18 protein-coding genes are annotated in these 23970 nt (G+C 69.4%); 5 read left to right on the forward strand and 13 right to left on the reverse strand.

The genetic code is table 11. The features are described 5' to 3' along the window. Positions 1–9: 9 nt before the first annotated feature. Entirely contained in the window at positions 10–984 is a 975-nt protein-coding gene (locus AC57B8_RS05250) for a Bug family tripartite tricarboxylate transporter substrate binding protein (RefSeq protein WP_390342581.1), read from the reverse strand. 113 nt (positions 985–1097) lie between these two features. Here AC57B8_RS05250 and AC57B8_RS05255 point away from each other — a divergent pair, with 113 nt between their 5' ends. Continuing rightward, positions 1098–1907, forward strand: a complete 810-nt coding sequence (locus tag AC57B8_RS05255) for an IclR family transcriptional regulator (protein WP_496478878.1) — start codon at positions 1098–1100, stop codon at positions 1905–1907. A 10-nt stretch (positions 1908–1917) separates the two neighbouring features. Here AC57B8_RS05255 and AC57B8_RS05260 read toward each other — a convergent pair whose 3' ends face one another. Next, positions 1918–2742 carry an undecaprenyl-diphosphate phosphatase gene (locus tag AC57B8_RS05260; RefSeq protein ID WP_062474913.1) on the reverse strand — a complete coding sequence of 275 codons (825 nt, stop codon included), beginning with the start codon at positions 2740–2742 and terminating at the stop codon, positions 1918–1920. Between the two features lie 182 nt (positions 2743–2924). Between AC57B8_RS05260 and AC57B8_RS05265 the strand changes: the two genes are divergently transcribed. After that, positions 2925–3782 carry a hypothetical protein gene (locus tag AC57B8_RS05265; protein WP_307637584.1) on the forward strand — a complete coding sequence of 286 codons (858 nt, stop codon included), beginning with the start codon at positions 2925–2927 and terminating at the stop codon, positions 3780–3782. Here the strand turns inward: AC57B8_RS05265 and AC57B8_RS05270 are convergent. Genes AC57B8_RS05270 through AC57B8_RS05280 form a run of 3 tightly spaced genes read right to left on the reverse strand, consistent with a single transcriptional unit; the run spans position 3774 to position 6735 of the window. After that, positions 3774–4424 (reverse strand): aspartate/glutamate racemase family protein, encoded by a 651-nt coding sequence (locus AC57B8_RS05270; protein ID WP_496478879.1) that lies wholly within the window; start codon positions 4422–4424, stop codon positions 3774–3776. The genes AC57B8_RS05265 and AC57B8_RS05270 overlap by 9 nt on opposite strands. A gap of 14 nt (positions 4425–4438) precedes the next feature. Next, entirely contained in the window at positions 4439–5356 is a 918-nt protein-coding gene (locus AC57B8_RS05275; RefSeq protein WP_496478880.1) for a transporter substrate-binding domain-containing protein, read from the reverse strand. Positions 5357–5400: 44 nt separating this feature from the next. Beyond that, positions 5401–6735 (reverse strand): aspartate aminotransferase family protein, encoded by a 1335-nt coding sequence (locus AC57B8_RS05280; RefSeq protein WP_496478881.1) that lies wholly within the window; start codon positions 6733–6735, stop codon positions 5401–5403. A gap of 205 nt (positions 6736–6940) precedes the next feature. Here AC57B8_RS05280 and AC57B8_RS05285 point away from each other — a divergent pair, with 205 nt between their 5' ends. Continuing rightward, complete coding sequence (locus AC57B8_RS05285) at positions 6941–7807, forward strand: MurR/RpiR family transcriptional regulator (protein ID WP_159276007.1); 867 nt, start codon at positions 6941–6943, stop codon at positions 7805–7807. Here the strand turns inward: AC57B8_RS05285 and AC57B8_RS05290 are convergent, their stop codons facing one another. From AC57B8_RS05290 to AC57B8_RS05305, 4 genes are all read right to left on the reverse strand, one after another. Continuing rightward, a complete protein-coding gene (locus tag AC57B8_RS05290) occupies positions 7808–8539 on the reverse strand; it encodes a GntR family transcriptional regulator (RefSeq protein WP_095948910.1) in 732 nt (243 codons plus the stop codon). Between the two features lie 164 nt (positions 8540–8703). Then, entirely contained in the window at positions 8704–9168 is a 465-nt protein-coding gene (locus AC57B8_RS05295; RefSeq protein WP_070062620.1) for a (2Fe-2S)-binding protein, read from the reverse strand. A 28-nt stretch (positions 9169–9196) separates the two neighbouring features. Next, positions 9197–11476 (reverse strand): xanthine dehydrogenase family protein molybdopterin-binding subunit, encoded by a 2280-nt coding sequence (locus AC57B8_RS05300; protein ID WP_496478882.1) that lies wholly within the window; start codon positions 11474–11476, stop codon positions 9197–9199. A 62-nt stretch (positions 11477–11538) separates the two neighbouring features. Continuing rightward, on the reverse strand, positions 11539–12123 hold the full coding sequence (locus AC57B8_RS05305) for a TetR family transcriptional regulator (protein WP_492727802.1): 585 nt from the start codon (positions 12121–12123) through the stop codon (positions 11539–11541). A gap of 169 nt (positions 12124–12292) precedes the next feature. Between AC57B8_RS05305 and AC57B8_RS05310 the strand changes: the two genes are divergently transcribed. Continuing rightward, positions 12293–12658: an SPW repeat protein gene (locus tag AC57B8_RS05310; RefSeq protein WP_062474873.1), complete on the forward strand. Its 366-nt coding sequence runs from the start codon at positions 12293–12295 to the stop codon at positions 12656–12658. Positions 12659–12789: 131 nt separating this feature from the next. Here AC57B8_RS05310 and AC57B8_RS05315 read toward each other — a convergent pair whose 3' ends face one another. The 4 genes from AC57B8_RS05315 to AC57B8_RS05330 form a co-directional block, all read right to left on the reverse strand. Next, positions 12790–14289 (reverse strand): efflux transporter outer membrane subunit, encoded by a 1500-nt coding sequence (locus tag AC57B8_RS05315; RefSeq protein WP_496478883.1) that lies wholly within the window; start codon positions 14287–14289, stop codon positions 12790–12792. Positions 14290–14300: 11 nt separating this feature from the next. Continuing rightward, positions 14301–17561 carry an efflux RND transporter permease subunit gene (locus tag AC57B8_RS05320; RefSeq protein WP_496478884.1) on the reverse strand — a complete coding sequence of 1087 codons (3261 nt, stop codon included), beginning with the start codon at positions 17559–17561 and terminating at the stop codon, positions 14301–14303. A 766-nt stretch (positions 17562–18327) separates the two neighbouring features. Next, positions 18328–21453 carry an efflux RND transporter permease subunit gene (locus AC57B8_RS05325; RefSeq protein WP_496478885.1) on the reverse strand — a complete coding sequence of 1042 codons (3126 nt, stop codon included), beginning with the start codon at positions 21451–21453 and terminating at the stop codon, positions 18328–18330. Then, a complete protein-coding gene (locus AC57B8_RS05330) occupies positions 21450–23126 on the reverse strand; it encodes an efflux RND transporter periplasmic adaptor subunit (RefSeq protein WP_496478886.1) in 1677 nt (558 codons plus the stop codon). The genes AC57B8_RS05325 and AC57B8_RS05330 overlap by 4 nt, the downstream gene beginning before the upstream one ends. 288 nt (positions 23127–23414) lie before the next feature. Here AC57B8_RS05330 and AC57B8_RS05335 point away from each other — a divergent pair, with 288 nt between their 5' ends. Continuing rightward, positions 23415–23936 (forward strand): DUF6622 family protein, encoded by a 522-nt coding sequence (locus tag AC57B8_RS05335; RefSeq protein WP_495270197.1) that lies wholly within the window; start codon positions 23415–23417, stop codon positions 23934–23936. Positions 23937–23970 lie beyond the last annotated feature (34 nt).

The raw sequence follows: 23970 nt of genomic DNA on the forward strand, positions 1-23970 counted from the left end.
GCAGCAGACTCAGTCGAGCGTGATCTTCAGGTCGCGGATCAGCTTGTGCCAGCGCGCGGTCTCGGCCTTGAGCAGCTCGGTGTACTGCGCGGGCGTGTTGCCCACGGGCTCGACGCCGAAGTCGACCATGCGCTTGTTCACCGAGGGCTCGTGGATGGCGGCCACCAGCTGGCGGTTGAGCGTGTTCACCACGTCGGCCGGCGTGGCCGCGGGCACCACCACGCCGACCAGCGCGGCGGCCTCGACGTTCTTGTAGCCGAGCTCGGCGAAGGTGGGCACGTCGGGCAGTTGCGGCAGGCGCGTGGGGTTGGCCACGGCCAGCGCGCGCACCTTGCCGCCCTTGATGAAGCCGGCGCCGGCGGCCATGTCGACCATCATGGCCGGCAGCTGCCCACCGACCACGTCGGCCAGCGCGGGCGCCGCGCCGCGGTACGGCACGTGGACCATGAAGAGCTTGGCCTCCACCTTCAGCAGTTCCATCGCCAGGTGGTGCGGGCTGCCCGCGCCGGCCGAGGCGTAGTTGATGCCGCCCGGCTTGGCCTTGGCCTGCGCGATGAAGTCCTTGGCGGTGGCAAAGCCCGAGTTGGCGCCGACCACCAGGATCATGGGGAACTTGCCCATCAGCGTGACGGGCGCCAGGTCCTTCGTGGGGCTGTAGCTCAGCGACTTGTACAGCGCCGGGTTGAACACCAGCGTGCCGTTGTCGGCCGAGAGCACGGTGTAGCCGTCGGCCGGGGCGCGCGCGGTTTCTGCGGCGGCCAGCGCGGTGTTGCCGCCCGGCTTGTTGTCCACCAGCACCGGCTGGCCGACCTGGGTCGACAGCGTCTGGGCGACGGTGCGCGCGAGGAAGTCGGAGCCGCCGCCCGCTGCGTAGGGCACGAGCCAGCGGATCGGCTTGGCGGGGAAGGTGGTCTGGGCGCTGGCGGCGGAGGCCAGGGCAGCCAGGGACAGGACCGCAAGGCCGCGGGCGAAGTGCTTCTTCATCGGGGTGTCTCCGGGGTGGAAATTGTGTATTGCGTAATTATCATACGCATTGCGTAATCACCAAACCACGGGTTTACCCGGCCACCGAGGCCGCCACCTAAGATGAGGACGACATGACCTCCCCCGCTGAAGCACCCTCTTCCCCTCCCCGCGAGCGCCGCCAGCGCGTGCAGTCCGCCGAGACCGGCATGGCCGTGCTCAAGGGCCTGGCGCACCTGGGCGGGCGCAGCAGCCTCACGGCGCTGGCCACCCACGTGGGCGAGAGCCCGGCCAAGGTGCACCGCTACCTCGCGAGCCTGATGGAGGAAAGCCTGGTGCGCCAGGACACCGCCTCGCAGCACTACTACCTGGGGCCCGAGGCGATCCAGATCGGCCTGGCCGCCATGCGCCAGGCCGACCCGATCCGCGCGGCCGAGCCCTGCCTGATCCGCCTGCGCGAGTCGCTGGAGGTGACCTGCTTCGTCGCGGTGATGGGCAACAAGGGCCCGACCATCGTGCGCTTCGAGGAGCCGGGCCTGCCGGTGACGGTGAACGTGCGCGCCGGCTCGGTGATGTCGATGCTGTGGTCGGCCACCGGGCGCGCCTTCCTGGGCCTGCTCGACGAGTCGCGCGTGGTGGCGCTGGCCGAGCAGGAACTGGCCGACGCCACCGAGGACATGCGCGCGCTGCTCGATGCGGCCGACCCCATCGGCGCGCTGCGCCGCGAGGTGCAGCAGGCGCACTGCGCCATCGTGCGGGACACCTACCTGCGCGGCATCAGCGCCGTGGCGGCGCCGGTGTACGACTACGCGGGAAGGGTGTGCGCCGTGATCACCGCGCTGGGTGCCACGGGCGGGTTCGACCCGTCGATCGACGGGCCGATCGCCATCGCCGTGCGGCGGGAGGCGAAGGCCGCCGGCGCGCTGCTGGGCGCGGCGGCCTGAGGCTGCTGGCTTATTCCGCCCAGACCACCGCGCCGGTCCACGCCGTGGCCAGCACCACGATGCCGAAGGCGATGCGGTACCAGGCGAACGGAATGAAGTTGTGCGTGCTGATGTACTTCAGCAGCCAGCGCACGCACAGCCATGCGCTGATGAACGAGAAGGCCAGGCCCACCGTGAACATCGGAATGTCGGCCACCGACAGCAGCGCACGCTCCTTGTAGAGGCTGTAGGCGCCCGCGCCGATCAGCGTGGGAATGGCCAGGAAGAACGAGAAATCGGTCGCCGCCTGGCGCGACAGGCCCAGCAGCATGCCGCCGATGATGGTCGAGCCGCTGCGGCTGGTGCCGGGGATCATCGCGAAGCACTGCACCAGGCCGACCTTGAGCGCGTCCCAGGGCGTCATGTCGTCCACGTGCTCGACGCGCACCGAGCCGGGCGGGCGCTTCTCGGCCCACAGGATGATGAAGCCGCCGATGATGAAGGTGCTGGCCACCACGGTCGGGATGAACAGGTGCGCCTTGATCATCTTGCCGAACAAGAGGCCCAGCACCACCGCGGGCAGGAAGCCGATGACGATGTTCAGCGCCAGCCGGCGCGCCTTGGGCTGGCGCGGCAGCGCCACCACGGTCGAATGGATCTTCTGCCAGTAGACCAGGATCACCGCGAAGATCGCGCCGGTCTGGATGGCGATGTCGAACACCTTGGCCTTGGCGTCGTCGAAGCCCAGCAGCGAGCCCGCAAGAATGAGGTGGCCGGTCGACGAGATCGGCAGGAATTCGGTCAGACCCTCCACGATGCCCATGACAGCGGCCTTGACCAGCAAAACGATATCCACGCGTACTCCTTGAAAGAGCGGCAATTATGGCGAGGCCATCGGTCAGGCCCTGTTCAGGCGCCGTTCCGCCGGTGGAACGCAAGGCAGCCCGCCCACGGAAATACCTAGTTCAGGTGATGTTCGACCTCGGCGCGTTAATACATATTGATAACAGTTATTCATCTGCGCCCGAAGGAGCATCCATGTCAACGTTCACCACCGGGAGTGAACTCGAGGACTGCGTCGCAGAAGAACGCCCCTCGACGCTCGACGACCATGTCGAAGACCGTCTCAAGAGCCCCTGCCAGCTGGAGCGGGAGCAGTGCCACGGCATGCTGCGCGTGGCCGAAGCCACCGGCGCCTCGGCCCACGAGCTGCGCCAGCTGACGCAGCGCCTGGCCGACATCGACCGCTGCGGCGCCAGCGCCTGCATCGTCGCGCAGGGCCATGTGGAGGCCGACCGCATGGCCTCCGGCCTGCAGGCCAACGCCGCCCTGTGCATCGACTTCCGGCTGCTGGAGCCGCTGGGCCCGGCCCATGACAAGAAATGGTTTGCGCGCTGGAAGTTCTGGAGCTTCCTGCTCGGCGCGGCCGGCCCGGTGGCCGCGCTCACGCTGCAGGGCCTGGCGCTGCGCCCGGCCGAACCGCACGACGCGCACGCCGACCTGGTGGCCAAGTCGCGCAAGGTGCTCGAAAGCTGGCGCCGCACCTCCGACACCCTCTTCTGGCACGCGGTGGAAGACTACGTCCGTCAGCAGGCTTTCTCGCTCGAGACCCAGGCCTACCTGATGCACTGCGTGGCGTCGGTCTTCGCCGCCGACGCGCCCGTGCTGTGCGACGCCGAGCGCGAACGGCTGGCCGCCGTGCTCACCGACACCTACTGCGACGCACTCGGCACGGCGGCGACCATGCCCTCGTCGGACATCTACCGCCGCCTGGCGCAGGGCCTGGAAACCGACAGCGGCAACGCCGGCCCGGGCCGCCCGCTGGCGCGCGGCGAGGCCGCGCAGGTGGCGATGACCACGCTGGTCACGGTCGTCGGCAACGGCGGCTCACACTGAAGCTGAAGCACGCCGACGCAACGCGCGCACCGCGCTGTCGACCGTCGTCAGCACCGGCAGGCCGCTGACCGCCTCGCAGGCGCCACGCGCCCGCGCCATGCTGAACTGAGCCAGGGCAATGCGCGTGCAGCCGCGCGCACGCAGCGCCGCGGCCTGTTCGGCGATGAGCGCATCGTGGCGTTGCGTGTCGCCCGCATCGAGCGCGGCCAGTGCACCGTCGGCCAGCGCCAGCTCGAGCGCCATGCCGGAAGGAAACTCCGGCGGCATCGATTCCAGCGTGCGCGCAAAAGTCGCGATCAGGCCCAGGCGGCCTTCGCCCTGCACGGCCTCTTCGATCATGGCCTCGTTGGGCTTGAGCACCGGAATGCCCGCATGCCGCTGCGCCACCGCCTCGATGCACGGCCCGAAGGCCGAGCAGGTGAAGAGGATGCCGCGCGCGCCCGTGTCCACCGCGTACTGCGCCAGGCGCTGGAAGCGCTCGTGCATCGCCGCGTCGAGCCCCTTGCCGTCGCGCGCGAGGTCGGCCGAGAGGCTGTCGTCCAGCAGGTTCATGCGCACGGCCTCGGGCCAGTCGCGTGCGAAGGCTTCGTTGATGGGCGCGACGGAATGCGAGAGCGCGTGGATGAGGGCGATGCGTGTCATGAAGTCAGATGGAATCAGATGCCCTTGGACGACGGGTTGGCAAAGGCCTCCTTCGTCTCGGCATTGAGCGGGTAATTGATGTTGATGCCCTTGGGCGGAATCGGCGACATGAACCACTTGCTGTAGAGCTTTTCCATCTCGCCGGACTTCATCATGCCCGACACCACGCGGTCCACCAGCGCCTTGAAGGCCGGGTCGTCCTTGCGGAACATCAGCGATTGGTTCTCGGTGCGCAGGCTCTCGCCGGTGATGACGAAGTCCTTCGGGTTGCGCGCATTGGCGATCTGGCCCGCGAGCAGGATGTCGTCGAGCACGAAGGCCTGCGCTCGGCCGCTCTCGACCAGCAGGAACGAGTCGGTGTGGTCCTTGCCCGAGAGCTGGTTCACCTCGAGGCTGCGGCCCTTGTCGGCCGCGCGCAGCAGGCGGAACGACGTGGTGCCCGCGGTGGTGACCACCGTCTTGCCCTGCAGGTCGGCGATGCTCTTGATGCCCGAATCGGCCTTCACCAGCGTGCGCACGTTGTAGCGGAAGATGTCCGGCGAGAAGGCCACCTGCGACTGGCGCTCGACCAGGTTGGTGGTGGAGCCGCACTCGATGTCCACCGTGCCGTTCTGCACCAGCGGGATGCGGTTGGCCGAGGTCACGGCCTGGTACTTGATGTCGAGGGCCGGCAGCTTCAGCTCGGTCTTCAGCGCGTCGACGACGCGGTTGCAGATCTCGATGCTGTAGCCCACGGGCTTGAGGTTGGCGTCCAGGTACGAGAAGCCGAACGAGGCCTCGCGGTAGCCGAAGGTGATGGCGCCGCTGGCCTTGATCTTGGCGAGCGTGTCGTTGGCGGGCTGCGCCTGTGCGGGAGCGGTCGGCACCAGGGCGGCAAGGGCCAGCGCGAAGGCGGCGGCGGCGATGGAAAGCGACGGGCGAAGCTGGGGCATGGAACGCTCCTCGGAACGGCGGTTGAAGAAAAAGGGCGGGTGGCTCAGCGCGCCGCGCCGCGCGTGACCGCGTCGACCGAGGCGGCGAGCCGCGCGACGATCTCCTGCAGGTGGTCGCGCGTCGCGATGTACGGCGGCGCCAGCAGCACGTGGTCGCCCTGGCGCCCGTCCACCGTGCCGCCGAAGGGGTAGCACAGCAGGCCGCGCGCCATCGCGTCTTTCTTGAGGCGCGCGTTGACGGCCAGGGCCGGATCGAAGGGCTGCTTGCTCGCGCGGTCGGCCACCAGCTCGACGCCCCAGAAGAAGCCGCGCCCGCGGATGTCGCCCACGTGCGGGTGGTCGCCCAGCGCCTCGGCCAGCATCGCGCCGAAGGCAACGCCGTCGTCGCGCACCTTGGCGACCAGGCCGTCGCGGCGGATCACCTGCTGCACCGCGAGCGCCGCCGCGCAAGCCATCGGATGGCCCAGGTAGGTGTGGCCGTGCTGGAAGAAGCCGCTGCCCTTGGACATGGCCTCGACGATGCGACGCTGCGCCAGCACCGCGCCGATCGGCTGGTAGCCGCCGCCCAGGCCCTTGGCGATGGTCATCAGGTCGGGCACCACGCCCTCCTGCTCGCAGGCGTGCAGCGAGCCGGTGCGGCCCATGCCGCACATCACCTCGTCGAGGATCAGCAGCACGCCGTACTTGTCGCACACGGCGCGCACGGCCTTGAAATAGCCCGGCACCGGCGTGAGCACGCCGGCGGTGGCGCCGCCCACGGTCTCGGCCACGAAGGCGATCACGCGGTCGGCGCCCTGCGCGACGATGGCCGCTTCGAGCTCGGCTGCCAGGCGCAGGCCGTACTGCTCGGCGCTCTCGTCGGCACGCTGCTCGCGGTACGGGTAGCACGGCGCGACGTGCGTGGCCGGCACGAGGATGGGCGCGAAGGGCTCGCGCCGCCAGGCGTTGCCGCCCACCGCGAGCGCGCCCAGCGTGTTGCCGTGGTAGCTCTGGCGGCGCGCGATGAAGTGCGTGCGCTGCGGCTGGCCGATTTCCACGAAGTACTGGCGCGCCATCTTCAGCGCCGACTCCACCGCCTCGGAGCCGCCGCTCACGAGGTACACGTGGCTCATGCCCTCGGGGGCAGACCCGATGAGCTCGTCGGCCAGTTGCTCGGCCACCTCGCTCGTGAAGAAGCTGGTGTGGGCGTAGGCCAGTGTGTCGATCTGCGCGTGCATGGCGGCCATCACCTCGGGATGGCCGTGGCCGAGCGAGGACACGGCCGCGCCGCCCGAGGCATCGAGGTACTCGCGCCCTTCGGCGTCGCGGATGAACATGCCCTGCGCGCTGGCGGCAACGGGCGGGGTCTGGCGAAGGTGGCGGTGGAAGACGTGCGTCATGGCGGGAGGAAAGCGGGGGGCCTGTGTTTGGAACTAACGTTTCGGACGAATTATTGTTTGGAACATTTGCTCCGTCAACTCCCGGGATTTCCCCGCTCCGGTACATTCGTTCCAGACACCGCACGAAAAGAGACACCGCCATGAGCGCTGCGCCGGGCCGCCCCAAGCAAGCTCGCACCGCAGTGCGAAGCACGAAGGTATTTCGATGAACGCCAAAGAACAGATCCGCCAACGCTTCAACGACCTGAGCCCCGCCCTGCAGCAGGTGGCGCGCTACGTGCTCGACCACCCCAACGAAGTGGTCACGGGCTCGATGCGCAACGTCGGCACGCGCGCGCAGAGCACGCCGGCCACGCTGGTGCGTTTCGCCCAGCACCTGGGCTTCGAGGGCTGGCCGCAGCTGAAGGAGGCCTTCGCCGCCGACATGGGCCTGGGCACCGAGACCTACGGCGGGCGCGCCAAGCAGCTGGTGGGCCGCGTCGCCGACCAGGGCCTGGCGGGCGAGATGTTCGAGGTGCAGCGGCGCAACCTGGAGCTCACGCACCAGCAGAGCGGGCCGGCGCTGCTCAAGGCCTGCGCGCTGCTGGAGAAGGCGCCGGCCGTGCACGCAGCGGGCTTTCGCGCCTGCTTTCCGATCGCGTTCTCGTTCGTGTACGTGTACCGGCTCTTTCGCACCAGCGTGCACCTGGTGGACGGCCAGGGCGGCTCGCTCGAGATGCAGCAGCGCGCCTTCGCCAAGGGCGACGCGCTGGTGGTGGCGAGCTTTGCGCCCTACTCGCGCGAGGCGCTGCAGGTGGCCGAGGCGGCGAAGGCGGCCGGTTGCCGCATCGTGGCGATCACCGACAGCGTGACCTCGCCGCTGTCGCTGCTGGCGGACGAGACGCTGCTCTTCACCATCCACAGCCCCTCGTTCTTCCCCTCGGTCGCCGCCGGCGTGGCCGTGACGGAAGCGCTGGTCGAGTTGCTGGCGAGCCGTGCGGGCAAGCCGGTGATCCGGCGCATCGACCAGGCCGAGGCGCAGCTGTTCGAGTCGGGGGCCTACCTCATGGCGCCGGTGGCGCGGGGCGGCTGATCAGGCCAGCGCGCGGGTGCGGCCGGCGCTCTGACGCAGGTAGAGCACCAGCAGGTCGCGGTTGGCGTTGATGTGCTCGCGCATCGCGGCTTCGGCGCCCGAAGCCTCCTGCCGGCCCAGCGCCTCGACGATGCAGCGGTGCTCTTCGAGCGCCTGCAGGGCCTGGCTGTGGCGGTACAGCAGCATTGCGGCGTCGTGCCTGTGCGGGCGCGAGCGGCTGTCGAAGATCACCGGCAGCTGGCAGGCGCGCTGCACGGCCTCGCTGAGCCAGCGGTTGTCGGCCAGCGACAGCAGCTTGTGGTGAAAAGCCTGGTTCAGGTCCTGCCACAGGTCGGCCCGCTCGTCGGTCCATTCGCCGCTGTCATGCAGCAGCGCATGCTGCTCGTCGACCATGGCCGTCAGTTCGGCCAGCGCCTCGTCGTCCAGGCCGCGCTCGCTGAGCAGGCGGCAGCCCATGCCTTCGAGCGTGGCGCGCACGCTGAAGGCGTCGAACACGTCCTTGGCGTCGAAACGGCGCACCTGGAAACCCCGCTGCGGGTGGTAGACCAGCAACCCCTCGTCGGCCAGCCGCGCCATGGCGCCGCGCACAGGGGTGCGCGACACGCCAAGCTCGTTGGCGAGCGAAATCTCCATCAGGTGGGCGCCGGGGGCGATCGCACCGTCGAAGATGCGGGTGCGCAGCGTGTCGGCCACGGACAGAACGCGCGTCCGCGAGGGATCTGGGGGGGTCATCGAAAGTCGGAAACAGGGGACGGCCGGAAGCGGGCCGCGCGGATGGTACGGCGGCGTATCGAAGCTTCATATCCCCAATTTCCGTAAAAATACCGTTCTGGCGACTTTTTCGAGAATTACGGAAAAATTATTAACTTCTGTAAACAACCACCCCGGTTTCTGCGTTACCGCCCCGCTGTTTCTGCCGCCAGGTGGATCGCGGCGCGAATCCGGGGGTAGGTGCCGCAGCGGCAAATGTTGCCGCGCATGGCGTCCGAGACCTGGTCGTCGCTGGGTTTGGGCGTGGCTTTGAGCAGCGCGCAGGCCGACATGAGCTGGCCGCTCTGGCAGTAGCCGCACTGCACCACGTCGACCTCGGTCCAGGCCGCGCGCAGGGCGTCGGCCTCCCGGCCCTTCAGGCCCTCGATGGTGGTGACTTCGCGCCCGCCCACGGCCTCCAGCGGGGTGACGCAGGAGCGCACGGCCTGGCCGTCCAGGTGCACGGTGCAAGCGCCGCACAGTGCCTTGCCGCAGCCGAACTTGGTGCCGACGAGCTTCATCTCGCCGCGCAGCACCCACAGCAGCGGGGTGTCGGGCTCGGCGCTCACGGTGGCGGTCTGGCCGTTGATCTTCAGCGTGGTGGTGGTCATGGGGTGTCTTTCTTGCTGTTCCGGGAGATCAGGCCAGCCGCAGAGGCAGGCTGCGCAGGCGCTGGCCGGTCAGCGCGAACACGGCGTTGGCCACGGCGGGCGCGATGGGCGGCGTGCCGGGCTCGCCCACCCCGCCGGGCGGCACCTCGGCGCCGGTGCCGGCGAGGATGTCGACCTCGATGGCCGGGCACTCGTCGATGCGCAGCGGCGTGTAGTCGTGGAAGTTGCTCTGCTGCACCTGGCCGCGCGCCACGGTGATCTCGCCGCGCAGCGCCGCCGACAGGCCGAACACGATGCCGCCTTCCATCTGCTGGCGGATCAGGTTCGGGTTGACCGGCAGGCCGCAGTCGATCACGCACACCACGCGGTGCACCCGGATCTGCCGCTCGGGCGTCACCGACACCTCGGCCACCTGCGCCACGATGCTGCCGAAGGCGCGGTGGATGGCCACGCCGCGCGCGCGCTTCGTGCCGTCGGGTCCGTCGGCCAGCGGCTCGCCCCACTTCGAGAGTTCAGCCACGCGCTTGAGCACGGCCAGGTGGCGCGCATCCTTGGCAAGCAGGCCGGCGCGGAAGGCCACCGGGTCCTTGCCGGCGGCGACGGCGCATTCGTCGATGAAGCTCTCGACGAAGAAGCCGTTCTGCGAATGCGCCACCGAGCGCCAGATGCCGGTGGTGACGGCCGATTCGACCGGCACGTGCGCCACGCGGGCCTGCGGGAAGTCGTAGGCGGTGTTCCAGGCGCCGTCGGTCGAGTTGTCCATGAACGACGGCGCACCCAGGCTGGAGCCGGCGCTGGTGGTCTGCCACGCGACCAGCGCGCCCGCCGCGTCGAAGCCGGCCTTGCACAGCGCCACGTAGGCCGGGCGGTAGAAGTCGTGCGTCATGTCTTCCTCGCGCGACCAGATCAGTTGCACCGGCGCGCCGCCGGCCTCACGCGCGAGCTGCGCAGCCTGCACCAGGAAGTCGATGAAGTAGCGCCGTCCGAAGCCGCCGCCCAGGTAGGTGACGTGCAGCGTGACCTTGTCGGCATCGATGCCCAGCGCCTTGGCGACCGCGGCGCGCGCGAAGCCCGGCGCCTGCGTGGGCGCCCAGACGGTGGCGGCGCCATCCTTGAACTGCACGGTGCAGTTCATCGGCTCCATGGTGGCGTGCGCCAGGAAGGGCACGCGGTACTCGACCTCGATCGTGCGCGCGGCGGACTTCAGCGCCGCCGCCACGCCGCCGGTATCGAGGCGGGCGTTGCCTGCGTCGGCGTCGAGCGTGCGCGCGAGGCGGTCGATCATCTCGGCGCTCGACAGGCTCGCGGCCGGGCCGTGGTCCCATTCGATGTCGACCTTCTTCAGCGCGCGCATCGCGTGGTACGGCGTGTCGGCAATCACGGCCACGCCGCCCGCCGTGCTGCCGGTGCCGACGAGGCTCGCGGCCACGGGCTCCAGCGCCATCACCTTGCGCACGCCGGGCAGCGCCTCGGCGGCTTTCGCATCGAAGCGCGCGACGCGGCCGGCCAGCGTCGGGCACATGGCGATGCTGGCGTACAGCAGGCCCGGCGGCAGCACGTCGATGCCGTAGGTGGCGGTGCCATTGAGCTTGCCGGCGTTGTCGATGCGCCGCTGCGGCTGGCCGATGACGCGGAAGTCGGCGGGCGCCTTGAGCTTCACCGCCGTGGGCAGCGGCTGCTGCGCGGCCTTCGCGGCGAGTTCGCCGAAGCGCGCGCTGCGGTTGGAGGCCGGGTGCAGCACGCGGCCGGCCTCGGTGCGGCATTCGCTGGCGGGCACCTGCCACTGCGCGGCCGCCGCGCCCACCAGCATGAGCCGCGCCGACGCGCCGGCCTCGCGCACCGGGCCCCACTGGTCGGTGACGCTCGACGAGCCGCCCGTGCCCGAGAGCCCCGGGATCGTGCGCAGCAGCTTGCCCACCACCTGGTGCGCCGCGCGCTTTCCGAAGCCCTCGTCGCCGGGCCTGAAGGGCAGCGCGTCGAGGATCATGGCCTGGTTGTTGTAGATGGCGTCGAAGCCGGCCTGCTCGAGCCGCACCTGCGATACCGGGGCGTCCATTTCTTCGGCCAACAGCATCGCCAGGCCGGTGTGCGTGCCCTGCCCCATTTCCGATTGCGTCATCACCAGCGTGACGGTGTCGTCGCTGCCCACCTTGACCCAGCCGTTGAGCGCGACCTGCCCGTTGCCCGCCGGCAGCGGCGCGCCGGGCACGAGGCGCGAAGCCGCCGGCGTGGCGGCCCAGCCGACGACCAGGGCGCCGGCGGCCCCGAGGGTGCCGAGCACGAAGTGGCGGCGTTTGAGTTGGGGCATGGCGTGGTCTTTCTTCGGTGGGTCTTGTCGTTCGTGCGGGAGGTGGGGTCGTCGTCAGGTCGTCAGGGCGGCACGGCGATGCCTTGCCAGAAGATCTCGAAACCGGCTTCGGCGTAGTCGAAGGCCGGCGCCGCGTCGCCCGCCTGCGCGATGTAGCCGACCGTGGTCTCGGCCATCGCCGTGAGCATCGCGCCCAGGAATTCCATCGGTCGCTCGACGACCAGCCCGCGCCGCATGCACTCCTGCGCCACCGCTTCCAGCCGCGCGAACGGCGCCATGCCGGCGGCGCGGCTCTCGTCGCTCAGTTCGTCGGAGACCTTGAGCTGCGCCAGCACGCGCAGCTTGCCGGGGTGCGCCACGCCCCAGCGCACGTAGCGGTCCCAGATGTGGCGGAACTGGGTGCGCGGATCGGCGGCCTCGGGCCAGTCGGCCAGCATCACGCCGGCCAGCTCGGTCTTCAGCGCGCGGTACAGCGCGTCGGTCAGCAGCGCCTTGCTCGCGAAGTAGGTGAACAACGTGCCCTCGGCCACGCCCGCGGTGCGCGAGATCGCCGAGGTCGGCGTGGCCCACACGCCGCGCCGGCCGAACTCGACCAGCGCCGCCTCGAGGATGGCGTTGTGCTTGTCTGCGCTGCGGGGCCTGGCCATGCGTCGACGGTCTCCATCGTTCGTTTAGTTGAGTGCGCACTCAAGTATAGGAACGCGGCGCCGATCCGCAAGCCCCGCGCGGCCCGCGCCATGCCGCATGGCGGAACCACGGCGCGGCGTGGCAGTCCAACCAGTGTCGTGGCGTCGTGCTGCGACAGGAGGTACGACCATGAAGCATGTGAAGCATTGGCAGGACCCCGTCAACGCCGTCGCCGGCGTGTGGCTGATCGTCTCGCCATGGGTACTGGGCTTTCAGGGCAATTCGCTCGCCATGTGGACCATGGTGGCGACCGGCATCGTGCTGGGCGCCGTGGCCTTGGGCGCGACCTTCGTGCCGCACCAGTGGGAAGAGTGGACCGAAGTGGCGCTGGCAGCCTGGCTGGCGGTGTCGCCCTGGTTGCTCGACTTCCGCATGGTCGAGCCGGCGCTGGTCAATGCAGTCCTCGTGGCTGCGGTGATCATGGTGCTCGCCCTCTGGGTCCTGGTGACAGACAAGGACTACCTGGGCGAGGCCCTCGACCGACCAGCGCACTGATGGGGAGAGAGCGATCCTGTGAGCGCCGAGCGGTGACCACCGCCGCGAAGCGACGACGCCCGGTCCGGTGTTCGCGCCGGTCGGGCCGACGGGCCAGGCAGGTTCCCATGCCCGCCCGCAACACCCGCCCCTTACGGTGTGCGGGAAGCGGCGCTGTTGTTTGAAGTGCTGTTGCCGGCCGGGCGGGTCGCCCCCATCCAGTCGGCCTGCCAGCCGCCGCCCATGGCCTGGATCAGCGCGATTGCCGCGGCCTGGCGATTGACCTGAAGCTGCACGAGCGCGCGCCGCGCGCTCAGTGCGGCGGCCTGCGCCTGCACCACATCGGTGTAGCTCACCTGCCCCGCGCGATACCGGTTGAGCAGTTGCTGCTCGGTCTTGTCGGCCGCTGCCGTGGCCTCGCGGCGCAAGCCTTCCTGCTGCGCCAGCGTGGCGCCGGTGGTCAGCTGATCTTCCACGGCCTGGAACGCGGCCAGCACGGTCTGGCGGTAGCGCGCGACGCTGGCCTCGTGGCCGGCCTTGGCGGCATCGACGCTGGCGCTGATGGCGCCCGCGTCGAACACCACCTGCGCCACCGACAGGCCCAGCCCCCACAACGTGTTGGCCGCGCCGAAGAGGTCCCTCACGCGGCTGGCGTTGCTGCCGACCGAGGCCGTGAGCGAGATGTTCGGGTAATAAGCCGAGCGCGCCACGCCGATCTGCGCATTGGCCGCGGCCACCGCGCGCTCCGCCGCCGCGATGTCGGGGCGGCGCTGCAGCAGCGTCGAGGGCACGCCGGTCGGCACGCCGGGCACCGTGGGCGTCCAGCGCGCGGGCGGCAGGCTGAAGTCGGCCGGCGCTACGCCCACCAGCATCGCGATGGCGTGCTCCAGCGTGGCGCGCGTGCGCTGCAGGCCCACGCGGTCGGCCTTGGCGTTCACGAGTTGGGTCTGCGCCTGCAGCACATCGGTCTGCGCGGCAATGCCGGCGGCGTAGCGGTTGCTCGTGATCTCGAACGCGCGCTGGTAGCCGAGGATGGTTTCGTCGAGCAGCACGATCTCGGCGTCGGCCTCGCGCAGCGAGAAGTAGTTGGTCGCCAGGTCGCCGACGGCCGACAGCCGCGCCGAGGCCAGGTCGGCCTCGCTGGCCTGGGCGTTGGCCTGCGCGCTGTTCACGGCCTCGCGCAGGCGGCCCCACACGTCGGGCGTCCAGCTCGCGCCCAGCGTGGCGCCGAAGGTGTTCGACGGGCTGGCCGAGGCGTTGCCGCCCACCGTGCCCGAGCGCTTGCCGCTGCCGTCGAAGGACACCGACGGGAACAGCCCCGCGCGCTGCTCGCGCACCAGTGCCTGCGCTTGCGTGTAGTTGGCGACGGCGGCGGCGATGTTCTGGTTCGACACCTGCACGCGCGCCGCAAGCTCGTCGAGCGTGGCGTCACCGAAGAGCTTCCACCACTCGCCGCGGTCGAGCGCGTCGGCCGGCGCGGCGGGCAGCCAGCCGTCGGCGGCGGGCTGCTCCTTCCAGCCGGCCGATGCCGCCGACTCGGGCACCTTGTAGGCCGGGCCCGCGGCGCAGCCGGCGAGCACGGCGGCCAGCGCGAGCGTGCTCAGCGCGAAGAAACGGCGTGAAGGGCTGATAGAAGAAAAGGAGGCATTCATGGTCATGGGTCTCAGACGGCCGGAGCGCGGCTCAGCGCGTGTTCGTTCTTGCCGCGGCGGCGCAGCTTGTCCAGCAGCAGGTACACCACCGGCGTGGTGAGCAGCGTCAGCAGCTGGCTCGCGATGAGCCCGCCGATGATCGCCACGCCCAGCGGCCGGCGCAGCTCGGCGCCCTCGCCGAAGCCGATGGCCAGCGGCAACGCGCCGAGCGCGGCGGCCAGGGTGGTCATCAGGATGGGACGGAAACGCAGCAGGCAGGCCTCGCGCACCGCCTCGAGCGGGCTCAGGCCGCGCGAGCGCTCGGCCTCCAGCGCGAAGTCGATGATCAAAATGGCGTTCTTCTTCACGATGCCGATCAGCAGGAACACGCCGATCAGCGCGATGATGGAAAACTCCATGCGGAACATCAAGAGCGCCAGCACCGCGCCCACGCCGGCCGAAGGCAAGGTCGAGAGCACCGTCACCGGATGCACCAGGCTCTCGTACAGGATGCCCAGCACGATGTAGATCACCACCAGCGCCGCCACGATCAGCATCGCCTGCTGCCCCTGCGACTGCTGCGCGCTCAGCGCGGTGCCGGCAAAGGCGCCGCGCACGTTGGTCGGCATGGCGATGTTGGCCTCGGCCTTGGCGATGGCCTCGCGCGCGTCGCCGAGGTTGGCGCCCTCGGCCAGGTTGAACGAGATGGTGGTGGCCAGCTCGCCGTCCTCATGGCTCACCGACGTGGCCACCGACTGCTCCTCGAACTTTGCCACCGCCGACAGCGGCACCAGCGCGGTGGCCGTATTGCTCAGCACGTTGCCGCTCGAGGCGTTGCGCGAGCCGGCGTTGGCCGACACCGGCACCGTCGCGGCGGCGGCGCTGGCAGACGTCGTCGTGCCGCCCGTGGACGTCGTGGCCGCCACCTGCGTGGTCACCGCCTGCCCCGCGACCACCGAGGTCTTGGTGGCCGGCACGTACACGTCGCGCAGCGCGTTCGGGCTGCGCGTGTAGCCCGGCGCCCATTCCATCACCACGTGGTACTGGTTGAGCTCGGTGTAGATGGTGGCCACCTGCCGCTGGCCGAAGGCGTTGTACAGCGCGTTGTCGATGGCGGTGGAGGTGAGCCCCAGCCGCCGCGCGCTGTCGCGGTCGACCTTGGCCACCGTCTCCACGCCGTTCTGGTCCTGGTCGGTGTCGATGTCGGTCAGCGTGGGCTGCTGCTTCATCTCGTCGGCCAGCTTCACGGCCCAGGTGCGCAGGTCGGACAGGCTGTCGCTCTTGAGCGTGTACTGGTAGGTGGAGTTGCTGGAGCGCCCGCCCGAGCGCACGTCCTGCACCGGGCCGAGGAACACGCGCAGCCCCGTCACCTGCGCAAGCTGCGGACGCAGCCGCGCGATCACGGCCAGGCCGCTGTCCTTGCGCTGGCTGGCCGGCTTCAGGTTGACGAACATGAAGCCGCCGCCCGCGCGCCCGCCGCCCGTGAAGCCCACCACGGTGTCGACCGCCTCGTCCTTGCGGATGATGTCGACCACCTCACGCAGCTTGGCGCCCATGGCCTGCGACGAAATGCTCTGGTCGGCGCGCAGGCCGCCGTTGAGCTGGCCGCTGTCCTGCTGCGGGAAGAAGCCCTTGGGCGCCGCGCTGAACAGGTACACATTGAGCCCCACCACCGCCAGCAGCACGACCATGACGATCGCCTTGCTGTCCAGCGCCCAGTCGAGTGCGCTCTCGTAGCGCTTGAGCATCCAGTCGTAGCTGCGCGCCGCCGCGCGGCCGAAGCGGCCTTGCGGCTTGTTCTTGTCGTGCTCGCCGCCGGGCTTGAGCATCCACGCGCACATCATCGGCGTGGTGGTGAGCGAGATGACCAGCGAAATCAGCACCGCCGCCGACAGCGTGACCGCGAACTCGCGGAACAGTCGCCCCACCTGCCCGCCCATGAACAGCAGCGGAATGAACACCGCCACCAGCGACACGCTGATCGACAGCACCGTGAAGCCCACCTCCTGCGCGCCGAGCAGCGCCGCCTTCATGCGCGACATGCCCGCCTCGATGTGGCGGCTGGTGTTCTCGAGCACCACAATGGCGTCGTCCACCACGAAGCCCGTGGCCACCGTGAGCGCCATCAGGCTCAGGTTGTTGAGGCTGAAGCCCAGCAGGTGCATAACCCCGAACGTGCCCAGCAGCGCCACCACCGTGGCCACCGCCGGCACCACCGTCGCGCGCACGCTGCGCAGGAACAGGCTGACCACCAGCACCACCAGCAGCACCGCGATGACCAGCGTCATCTCCACCTCGCGCAGCGAGCTGCGGATGGAGTTGGTGCTGTCCGAGGCGACCTGCAGCGTCACGTCCGGCGGCAGCTGCGCCTGCAGCTCGGGCAGCAGCGCGCGCACGTTGTCGACGGTCTCGATGATGTTGGCCGAGGGCTGGCGCGTGATCAGCACGATGATCGCCGGCTCGCCATTGAACAGGCCCAGCGTGCGCGTGTCTTCCACGCCGTCGATCACGTCGGCCACTTCGCGCAGCCGCACCGCCGCGCCGTTGCGCCAGGCCACGACCATCGAGGCGTAGTCGCTCGCGCGCAGCGCCGGGGTCTGGGTGTAGATCTGCAGCTTGCGGCCTTCGCCCTGCACCATGCCCTTGGGGCGGTTCGCATTCGACGCCTGAATGGCGGCGCGCACGTCTTCGGTGCTGATGCCGTAGCGGTTGAGGGCGAAGGGGAGCAGTTCGATGCGTACCGCGGGGAGCGAGCCGCCGCCGATCTCTACGTCGCCTACGCCGTCTACCTGGGACAGGCGCTGGCTGACGATGTTGGAGACGGCGTCGTAGATCTGGCCTGGGGTCTTTGTCTTGGACGTGAGGGCCAGGATGATGACTGGCGACGCGGCTGGGTTGGCTTTGCGGTAGGTGGGGTTGCTTCTTAGCGTGGCGGGCAGGTCTACGCGGCTGGCGTTGATGGCGGCCTGGACTTCTCTCGCGGCGCCGTCGATGTTGCGGCTGAGGTCGAATTGCAGGGTGACGCGGGAGGAGCCTACGGAGCTGGTGGACGTCATTTCGTTGACGCCTGCGATCGTGCCCAGGTGCCTTTCCAGCGGGGTTGCAACGCTGGTGGCCATCGTCTCGGGGCTTGCTCCCGGGATCGAGGCTCTTACCGAGATGACCGGGTAGTCGACCTGAGGGAGGGGGGAGACTGGGAGGACGAAGAACGCTGCAATTCCTGCCAGGGCGATGCCTATGGTCAGGAGGACTGTGCCTATGGGGCGGCGGACGAAGGGGCGCGACAGGTTCATCGCAGTGCCTTCTTTTGGGTTCCGAGGCCGGGTCTCGCCCCGGCAGGCGACCTACTTTTCTTTGCTTCGCCAAAGAAACGTAGGCAAAAGAAAGGCGACCCTGCTGTCTGCGTCCCTACGCTTCGCTGCGGGCAACCTGCGGTGCTCGCGTTTCGCGGGGTCTCGCCCAAACTCGCTTCGCTCAAACAAGGGCGAGCCCTGATCCGCGAAACGCTGCGCTCCTCGGCGCATACAGAAGGGGTTTGAATACCAACGGGCCATCGCTGCGCTCGGCCAGTGGGCCGCAGCAGGCGCTTTGCGCCTGCTGCGGCTGGGATTGGTTGGTGCGCTGGCGCTGGCGCTGGCGCGGGCGCGGGCGCGGGCGCGAGCGCTGGCGCTTGTGTTGCCGTTGGCGTTTGCGTTGCCCTTGCTGTTGGCAAGGAGCCGCGCGCAGGCGAAGCCGCGCGCAGGCGCATTGGATTCGGCTGTTGGTACTGCGGGGCCGAGCGAAGCGATGGCCCGCCCGGTATCAAAGCCCCTCTGGCTGCGCCGAGGAGCGGAGCGTTTCGCGGATCAGGGCTCGCAGCTGTTTGAGCGAAGCGAGTTCTGCGAGACCCCGCGAAACGTGAGCACCGCAGGTTGCCCCGTAGCGAAGCGAAGGGGTCGCAGACAGTGGGGTCGCCTTTTCTTTGCTTACTTTCTTTTGGCGAAGCAAAAGAAAGTGAGTCCGCCGCCGGGCGGAACTCCCGGCCTCGGGAAGCAAACAAGCAGCAGGAGTACAGACAGATCAAGCCGCCTCCTCCTCAAGCTCCGAAGAAGAAGCCCGAGCACTCCCCCCACCCAACCGATCAAACGCCAGATAAATAACAGGCGTAGTGAACAAAGTCAGCAGCTGACTAACGATCAACCCGCCAAAGATCGCCAACCCGAGAGGACGTCGCAATTCAGCCCCGTCCCCAAAACTGAACATCAGCGGCACAGCAGCAAACAGCGCAGCCAAAGTAGTCATCAAGATCGGCCGAAACCGCAACAGAGCAGCTTGATGAATGGCTTCCCGAGCCGACTTCCCCTGCGTCCGCTCAGCATCGATAGCAAAGTCGATCATCATGATCGCGTTCTTCTTCACGATACCGATCAGCAGGATGATCCCGATGATCCCGATCACCCCCAGATCATTGCCAGTCAGCATCAAGGCAAGCAAAGCCCCAACCCCGGCAGAAGGCAACGTAGACAAGATCGTCAGCGGATGCACATAGCTCTCGTACAGCACCCCAAGAACGATGTACACACAAACCACCGCCGCCAAAATCAACCACAGCTGATTCGACAACGACTTCTCATAGGCCCCAGAAGCCCCCAGAAAAGTCATCGTCACACTGCTCGGCAACCCGATCTCTTTCGCCGCCGCGCGAATCGCGGCAACCGATCCACCGAGCGACACCCCCGGCGCCGTATCGAAGTTCAACGTACTCGCCGGGTACTGCGCCACGTGCGTAATCTGCAACGGCGCCTGCCGCTCGCTGATCTCCGCAAACGCCGACAGCGGCGTCGCCGTGCCCGACCCCGCAATGAGGTTCAACTGCCCCAGCGTCTGCGGCGTGTTCACCATGCCAGGCTGGGCCTCGAGGATCACGCGGTACTGATTCGTCTCGGTGAAGATGGTCGACACGATGCGCTGCCCGAAGGCGCTGTACAGCGCGTCATCCACCGAACTCGCGGTGATCGACAGCCGCGACGCCGTGTCGCGGTTCACGTTCACATACGCCGCCAGCCCCTGCGCACCGGCATCGCTGCTCACGTTGCGCACCTTGTCCGACTCCTGCAGCTTCGCCACGAGCTTCTGCATCCACTCGGTGACGAGCGCGCTGTTCACGCCTTCGAGCGACACGCGGTACTCGGTCGGGCCGGTCTCGGCGTCGATGGTCAGGTCCTGCGTGGGCTGCAGGTACAGCGTGAGGCCGGCCACCTGCCGCACGCGCTCGCGCAGGCGCTCCATCACCTCCTGCTGGTTGTCGTGGCTGCGGGTCAGGTTGATGAGCATGCTGCCGGTGTGCAGCATCGTGTTGTTGGCCGCGTCCACGCCGACGAAGGAACTGAGGTTCTCGACGTCATGGTCTTCGAGGATGGCGCGCGCGGCCTGCTGCTGCAGCTGCGCCATGCGCTCGAAGGACACGTCTTGCGCGGCCTGCACGCGGGCCTGCAGCTGGCCGGTGTCCTGCGTGGGGAACAGGCCCTTGGGGATCGTGAGGTACAGCAGCACGGTCAGCACCAGCGTGAGCAGCGCCACCAGCAGCGTGAGCGGCTGGTGCGCGATCACCCAGTGCAGCGAGCGGTCGTAGCGCACCATCACGCCGTCGAAGAAACGCTGGGCGCGCGCGCCGAAGCCGGTGCCCGACGCATCTTTCTTCGGCTCGTGCTTGAGCCAGCGCGCCGACATCATCGGCACCAGCGTGAGCGAGACCACGCCCGAGATCAGGATGGTGATCGCCAGCGTCACGGCGAACTCGCGGAACAGGCGGCCCACCACGTCGCCCATGAAGAGCAGCGGGATCAGCACGGCGATGAGCGACACGGTCAGCGAGATGATCGTGAAGCCGATCTGCGCCGCGCCCTTGAACGCGGCCTGCAATGGCTTCTCGCCCTCCTCGATGTAGCGCGCGATGTTCTCGATCATGACGATCGCGTCGTCCACCACGAAGCCGGTGGCGATGGTCAGCGCCATCAGGCTCAGGTTGTTCAGGCTGTAGCCCAGCAGGTACATCAGGCCGAAGCTGCCGATGAGAGAGATCGGCACGGCAATGCTGGCGATGACGGTGGCGCGCAGGCTGCCCAGGAACGCGAAGATCACCAGCACCACGAGCACCACGGCCAGCACCAGTTCCATCTCGACGTGCTGCACCGACGAGCGGATGCCGGCGGTGCGGTCGCTCAACACCTCGACCTGCAGGCCCGCGGGCATGCCGGCCTGCAGCTCGGGCAGCTGCTTCTTGATGGCGTTGACGGTGGCGATCACGTTGGCGCCGGGCTGGCGCTGCACGTTCAGGATGATGGCCGGCGTGAGCTGCACCTGCCCGTCGACCTTGCGCCCGGCCCAGGCACCGAGCTGCGTGTTCTCGGCGCTGTTGACCACGCGCGCCACGTCGACCATGCGGATCGGCGCGCCGTTCTTGTAGCTGACGATGAGGTTCTTGTAGTCGTCGACCGTGAGCAGCTGGTCGTTCGAGTTGATGGTGTAGGCGCGCTTGGGGCCGTCGAAGCTGCCCTTGGCGCCGTTGGAGTTGGCCGCGCTGATCGCGGTGCGCAGCGAATCCAGCCCGATGCCGTTGGCCGCCAGCGCCTGCGTGTTGGCCTGGATGCGCACGGCCGGGCGCTGCCCGCCGCTGAGCGACACGAGGCCCACGCCGGAGACCTGGCTGATCTTCTGCGCGAGCCGGGTGTTCACGAGGTTCTGCACCTCGGTGAGTGGCAGCGTGTCGGAGGTGATGGCCAGCGTGAGCACCGGCGCGTCGGCCGGGTTGACCTTGGCGTACACCGGCGGCGCGGGCAGGTCGGCCGGCAGCAGCGAGCCGCCGGCGTTGATGGCGGCCTGCACTTCCTGCTCGGCGACGTCGAGCGTCTGGCCCAGCGAGAACTGCAGCGTGATGATCGACACGCCCGCCGCGCTGGTCGAGCTCATGCGGTCCAGGCCCGACATCTGGCCGAACTGGCGTTCGAGCGGCGCGGTGACGGTGTTGCTCATGACCTCGGGGCTGGCCCCGGGGTAGAGCGTCTGGACCTGGATGGTCGGGTAGTCGACCTGCGGCAGCGCCGCCAGCGGCAGGAAGCGGAACGCCACCAGGCCGGCCAGCACGATGGCCAGCATCAGCAGCGAGGTGGCGACCGGCCGCAGGATGAACGGGCGCGAGGGGCTCATGGGCTGCGCCGTCCCTCACCGCCGCGTTCGCCGCCGCCGGCGCCACCGCGCTCGGCCATGCGCTGCCAGCGCTCCAGCGCGGCGGGCTCGCCGCGGTCGAGGGCTTCGAGGAAACGCTTGCGGCGTTCGAGTTGTTCGGGGTCGTCCTTGGCCGCGTCGAGCATGCGCTGGCGCTGCTCGGCGGTGGGGAGCTTGGCGGGCGTGGCTGCAGGTGCAGGCGTTGCTGCCGCTGGCGCTGCAGCCGGCGCAGCCGTTCCGGCGGCAGGTGCAGCCGGTGCCTGCGATGGCGAAGCCGGTGCCGCCGCTTCGGCGGGACGAGCACCGCCGCCCTGCGCACCGCCGGCACCTTCCTGCCGACGTCCTCCACGCCGTCCGCCCGGCGCTGCCGCCCCGGAGGCCGCACCGGCCGGCCGGTCGACCGTGGTCTGCACGCGCGCGCCGTCCTTCAGGCGGTCGCCGCCTTCGGTCACCACGGTTTCGCCGGGCTGCAGGCCCTTGGTGATGGAGGCGAAATCGACGCTCGATTCGCCGCGCGTCACCGGCCGCTGCGAGGCCGTGTTCTCGGCCGTCACCACGTACACGTAGTCGCCGTTCGGGCCGTGGCGCAGCGCCGTGACCGGCACCACCACCGCGCTGCTCACGGTGCGCAGCAGCAGCCGCAGGTTGACGAACTGGTTCGGGAACAGCGCGCCGTCGGCGTTGGTGAAGCGCGCCTTGGCCTTCACGGTGCCGGTCTGCGTGTCGACCATGTTGTCGAGCGTGGAGAAGCTGCCGTCGGCCAACCGGCGCGTGCGCGTGCGGTCGAAGGCGGTGGTGGCGAGCGTGGCGCCCTGGCCCAGCCGCTCCTGCACCTCGGGCACGCGGTCTTGCGGAATGGCGAACTCGACGTCGATGGGCGCGATCTGCGTGATGGTGGCCACGCCGCCGGTGCTGCCGGTCGAGATGTAGTTGCCCGCGTCCACCGGCCGCAGGCCGATGCGCCCGCTCACCGGCGCCGTGATGCGGCTCCAGGCCAGGTTGAGCTTGGCGGTGTTCTCGTTGGCGCGGTCGATGGCCACGGTGCCTTCGAGCTGCTTGACCAGCGCGGCCTGGGTGTCGACGTCCTGGCGGGCGATGGAGTCCTGGCCGAGCAGCGTCTGGTAGCGCTGCAGCGTGACGCGCGCCGCGGCCAGCTGCGCCTCGTCGCGCTGGCGCGCACCGGCGGCCTGCGCCAGCGCGTTCTCGAAGGGCTGCGGGTCGATGGTGGCGAGCACGTCGCCCTTCTTGACCATCTGGCCTTCCTTGAACAGCACGGCCGTGAGCACGCCCGACACCTGCGGCTGCACCGTCACGTTGGCCAGCGGCGTGACCGTACCCAGCGCTTCGAGCTGCACCGGGATGTCGGCCTGCCGCGCGACGGCGGTGCCGACGGTGCTGGAGGCCGGGCCTCCGCCGCCTGCCCGACCGCCCGGGCCACCGCCGCCGGGGCGGCCTGCGCCTGCACCTGGTCCTCCGGGTCCGCCCGCGCCGGGCGCCGGCGATTTGGAACGCTGGACCAGATACCAGGCGCCGCCCCCGAGGGCCACCAACAGCAGCAGGGCCAGCAGGCTCCCGACCCAGCGGCGCCGGCGCGCCGGAGGATGGGTCGGCGACACGACGGGTGGCAGGGGTTCGGGGGGCGTTTGGGAATCCATGGGCGGTGCGTGCGAAGGGGTGCGAAAAGGCGGCCTGAAGGGAGGCGGCCTAGAGTACAGCGCGAAATATCACTCCCGCAGTTTTCCGTGCCGTAAAGCGACGGTAAAGCTTCCGTTTGCGTGGCGACCCTGCCATCCCGCGCTCGCCATTCGCGCCGGTGGCCGGCACTTCACGCCGCCCACCCGCATTTCGTCGCATGGCCATGGCGGCGGCTGGGCGGCATTGGCACAGTCCGCTCCATCGATTCCCTGCCCTCTTTGTCTTCTTCCAACCGAACGGAGCCTCCCATGCTGATGCAAATCCTTCTTCACACCCCGAAGTGGGTGTTCGCCGTGTTCGTCCTGCTGGCCTGGCTCGGCGGCCGGCAGCTGGTGGCCAACCGCATCGGCCTGAACCGCGTGCTGGTGATGCCGGTCGCCATGGCCGGCCTGTCGTTCTGGGGCGTGGTGTCGGTGTCCGGCGAGTCGGCCGGCGCCCTGCTCGGCTGGGCCGTGGCCGCGCTGCTGCTCGTGGCGCTGGTGCTGCGCCGTCCGCTGCCGGCGACCACGCGCTACGACGCCGCGGCGCGCCAGTTCGAGGTGGCCGGCACCGCCGTGCCGCTGATGCTCATGATGGGCATCTTCCTCACCAAGTACGTGGTGGGCGTGTCGCTGGCCCTGCACCCTGAGCTGCGCCACCAGGCCGCCTTCGCCCTGGGCGTGCCGGCGCTGTACGGCGCCTTCAGCGGCATCTTCGCGGCCCGCGCCGCGCGCCTGTGGCGCCTGGCCGCCGCGTCGGGCGCGATGGTCAGCAGCGCCCGCGCGGCCTAAGATTCCGACGCCCCCGTCCGCCCTTCGCCGCCAG

It is taken from the genome of Variovorax sp. BGA-UO-ETr-C22, from assembly GCF_059567965.1.

Coding starts and splice junctions, on each gene's coding strand:
- AC57B8_RS05250 (WP_390342581.1), bottom strand. CDS start 984: ATGAAGAAGCACTTCGCCCGCGGCCTTGCGGTCCTGTCCCTGGCTGCC.
- AC57B8_RS05255 (WP_496478878.1), top strand. CDS start 1,098: ATGACCTCCCCCGCTGAAGCACCCTCTTCCCCTCCCCGCGAGCGCCGC.
- AC57B8_RS05265 (WP_307637584.1), top strand. CDS start 2,925: ATGTCAACGTTCACCACCGGGAGTGAACTCGAGGACTGCGTCGCAGAA.
- AC57B8_RS05270 (WP_496478879.1), bottom strand. CDS start 4,424: ATGACACGCATCGCCCTCATCCACGCGCTCTCGCATTCCGTCGCGCCC.
- AC57B8_RS05275 (WP_496478880.1), bottom strand. CDS start 5,356: ATGCCCCAGCTTCGCCCGTCGCTTTCCATCGCCGCCGCCGCCTTCGCG.
- AC57B8_RS05280 (WP_496478881.1), bottom strand. CDS start 6,735: ATGACGCACGTCTTCCACCGCCACCTTCGCCAGACCCCGCCCGTTGCC.
- AC57B8_RS05285 (WP_159276007.1), top strand. CDS start 6,941: ATGAACGCCAAAGAACAGATCCGCCAACGCTTCAACGACCTGAGCCCC.
- AC57B8_RS05290 (WP_095948910.1), bottom strand. CDS start 8,539: ATGACCCCCCCAGATCCCTCGCGGACGCGCGTTCTGTCCGTGGCCGAC.
- AC57B8_RS05295 (WP_070062620.1), bottom strand. CDS start 9,168: ATGACCACCACCACGCTGAAGATCAACGGCCAGACCGCCACCGTGAGC.
- AC57B8_RS05300 (WP_496478882.1), bottom strand. CDS start 11,476: ATGCCCCAACTCAAACGCCGCCACTTCGTGCTCGGCACCCTCGGGGCC.
- AC57B8_RS05305 (WP_492727802.1), bottom strand. CDS start 12,123: ATGGCCAGGCCCCGCAGCGCAGACAAGCACAACGCCATCCTCGAGGCG.
- AC57B8_RS05310 (WP_062474873.1), top strand. CDS start 12,293: ATGAAGCATGTGAAGCATTGGCAGGACCCCGTCAACGCCGTCGCCGGC.
- AC57B8_RS05315 (WP_496478883.1), bottom strand. CDS start 14,289: ATGAATGCCTCCTTTTCTTCTATCAGCCCTTCACGCCGTTTCTTCGCG.
- AC57B8_RS05320 (WP_496478884.1), bottom strand. CDS start 17,561: ATGAACCTGTCGCGCCCCTTCGTCCGCCGCCCCATAGGCACAGTCCTC.
- AC57B8_RS05325 (WP_496478885.1), bottom strand. CDS start 21,453: ATGAGCCCCTCGCGCCCGTTCATCCTGCGGCCGGTCGCCACCTCGCTG.
- AC57B8_RS05330 (WP_496478886.1), bottom strand. CDS start 23,126: ATGGATTCCCAAACGCCCCCCGAACCCCTGCCACCCGTCGTGTCGCCG.
- AC57B8_RS05335 (WP_495270197.1), top strand. CDS start 23,415: ATGCTGATGCAAATCCTTCTTCACACCCCGAAGTGGGTGTTCGCCGTG.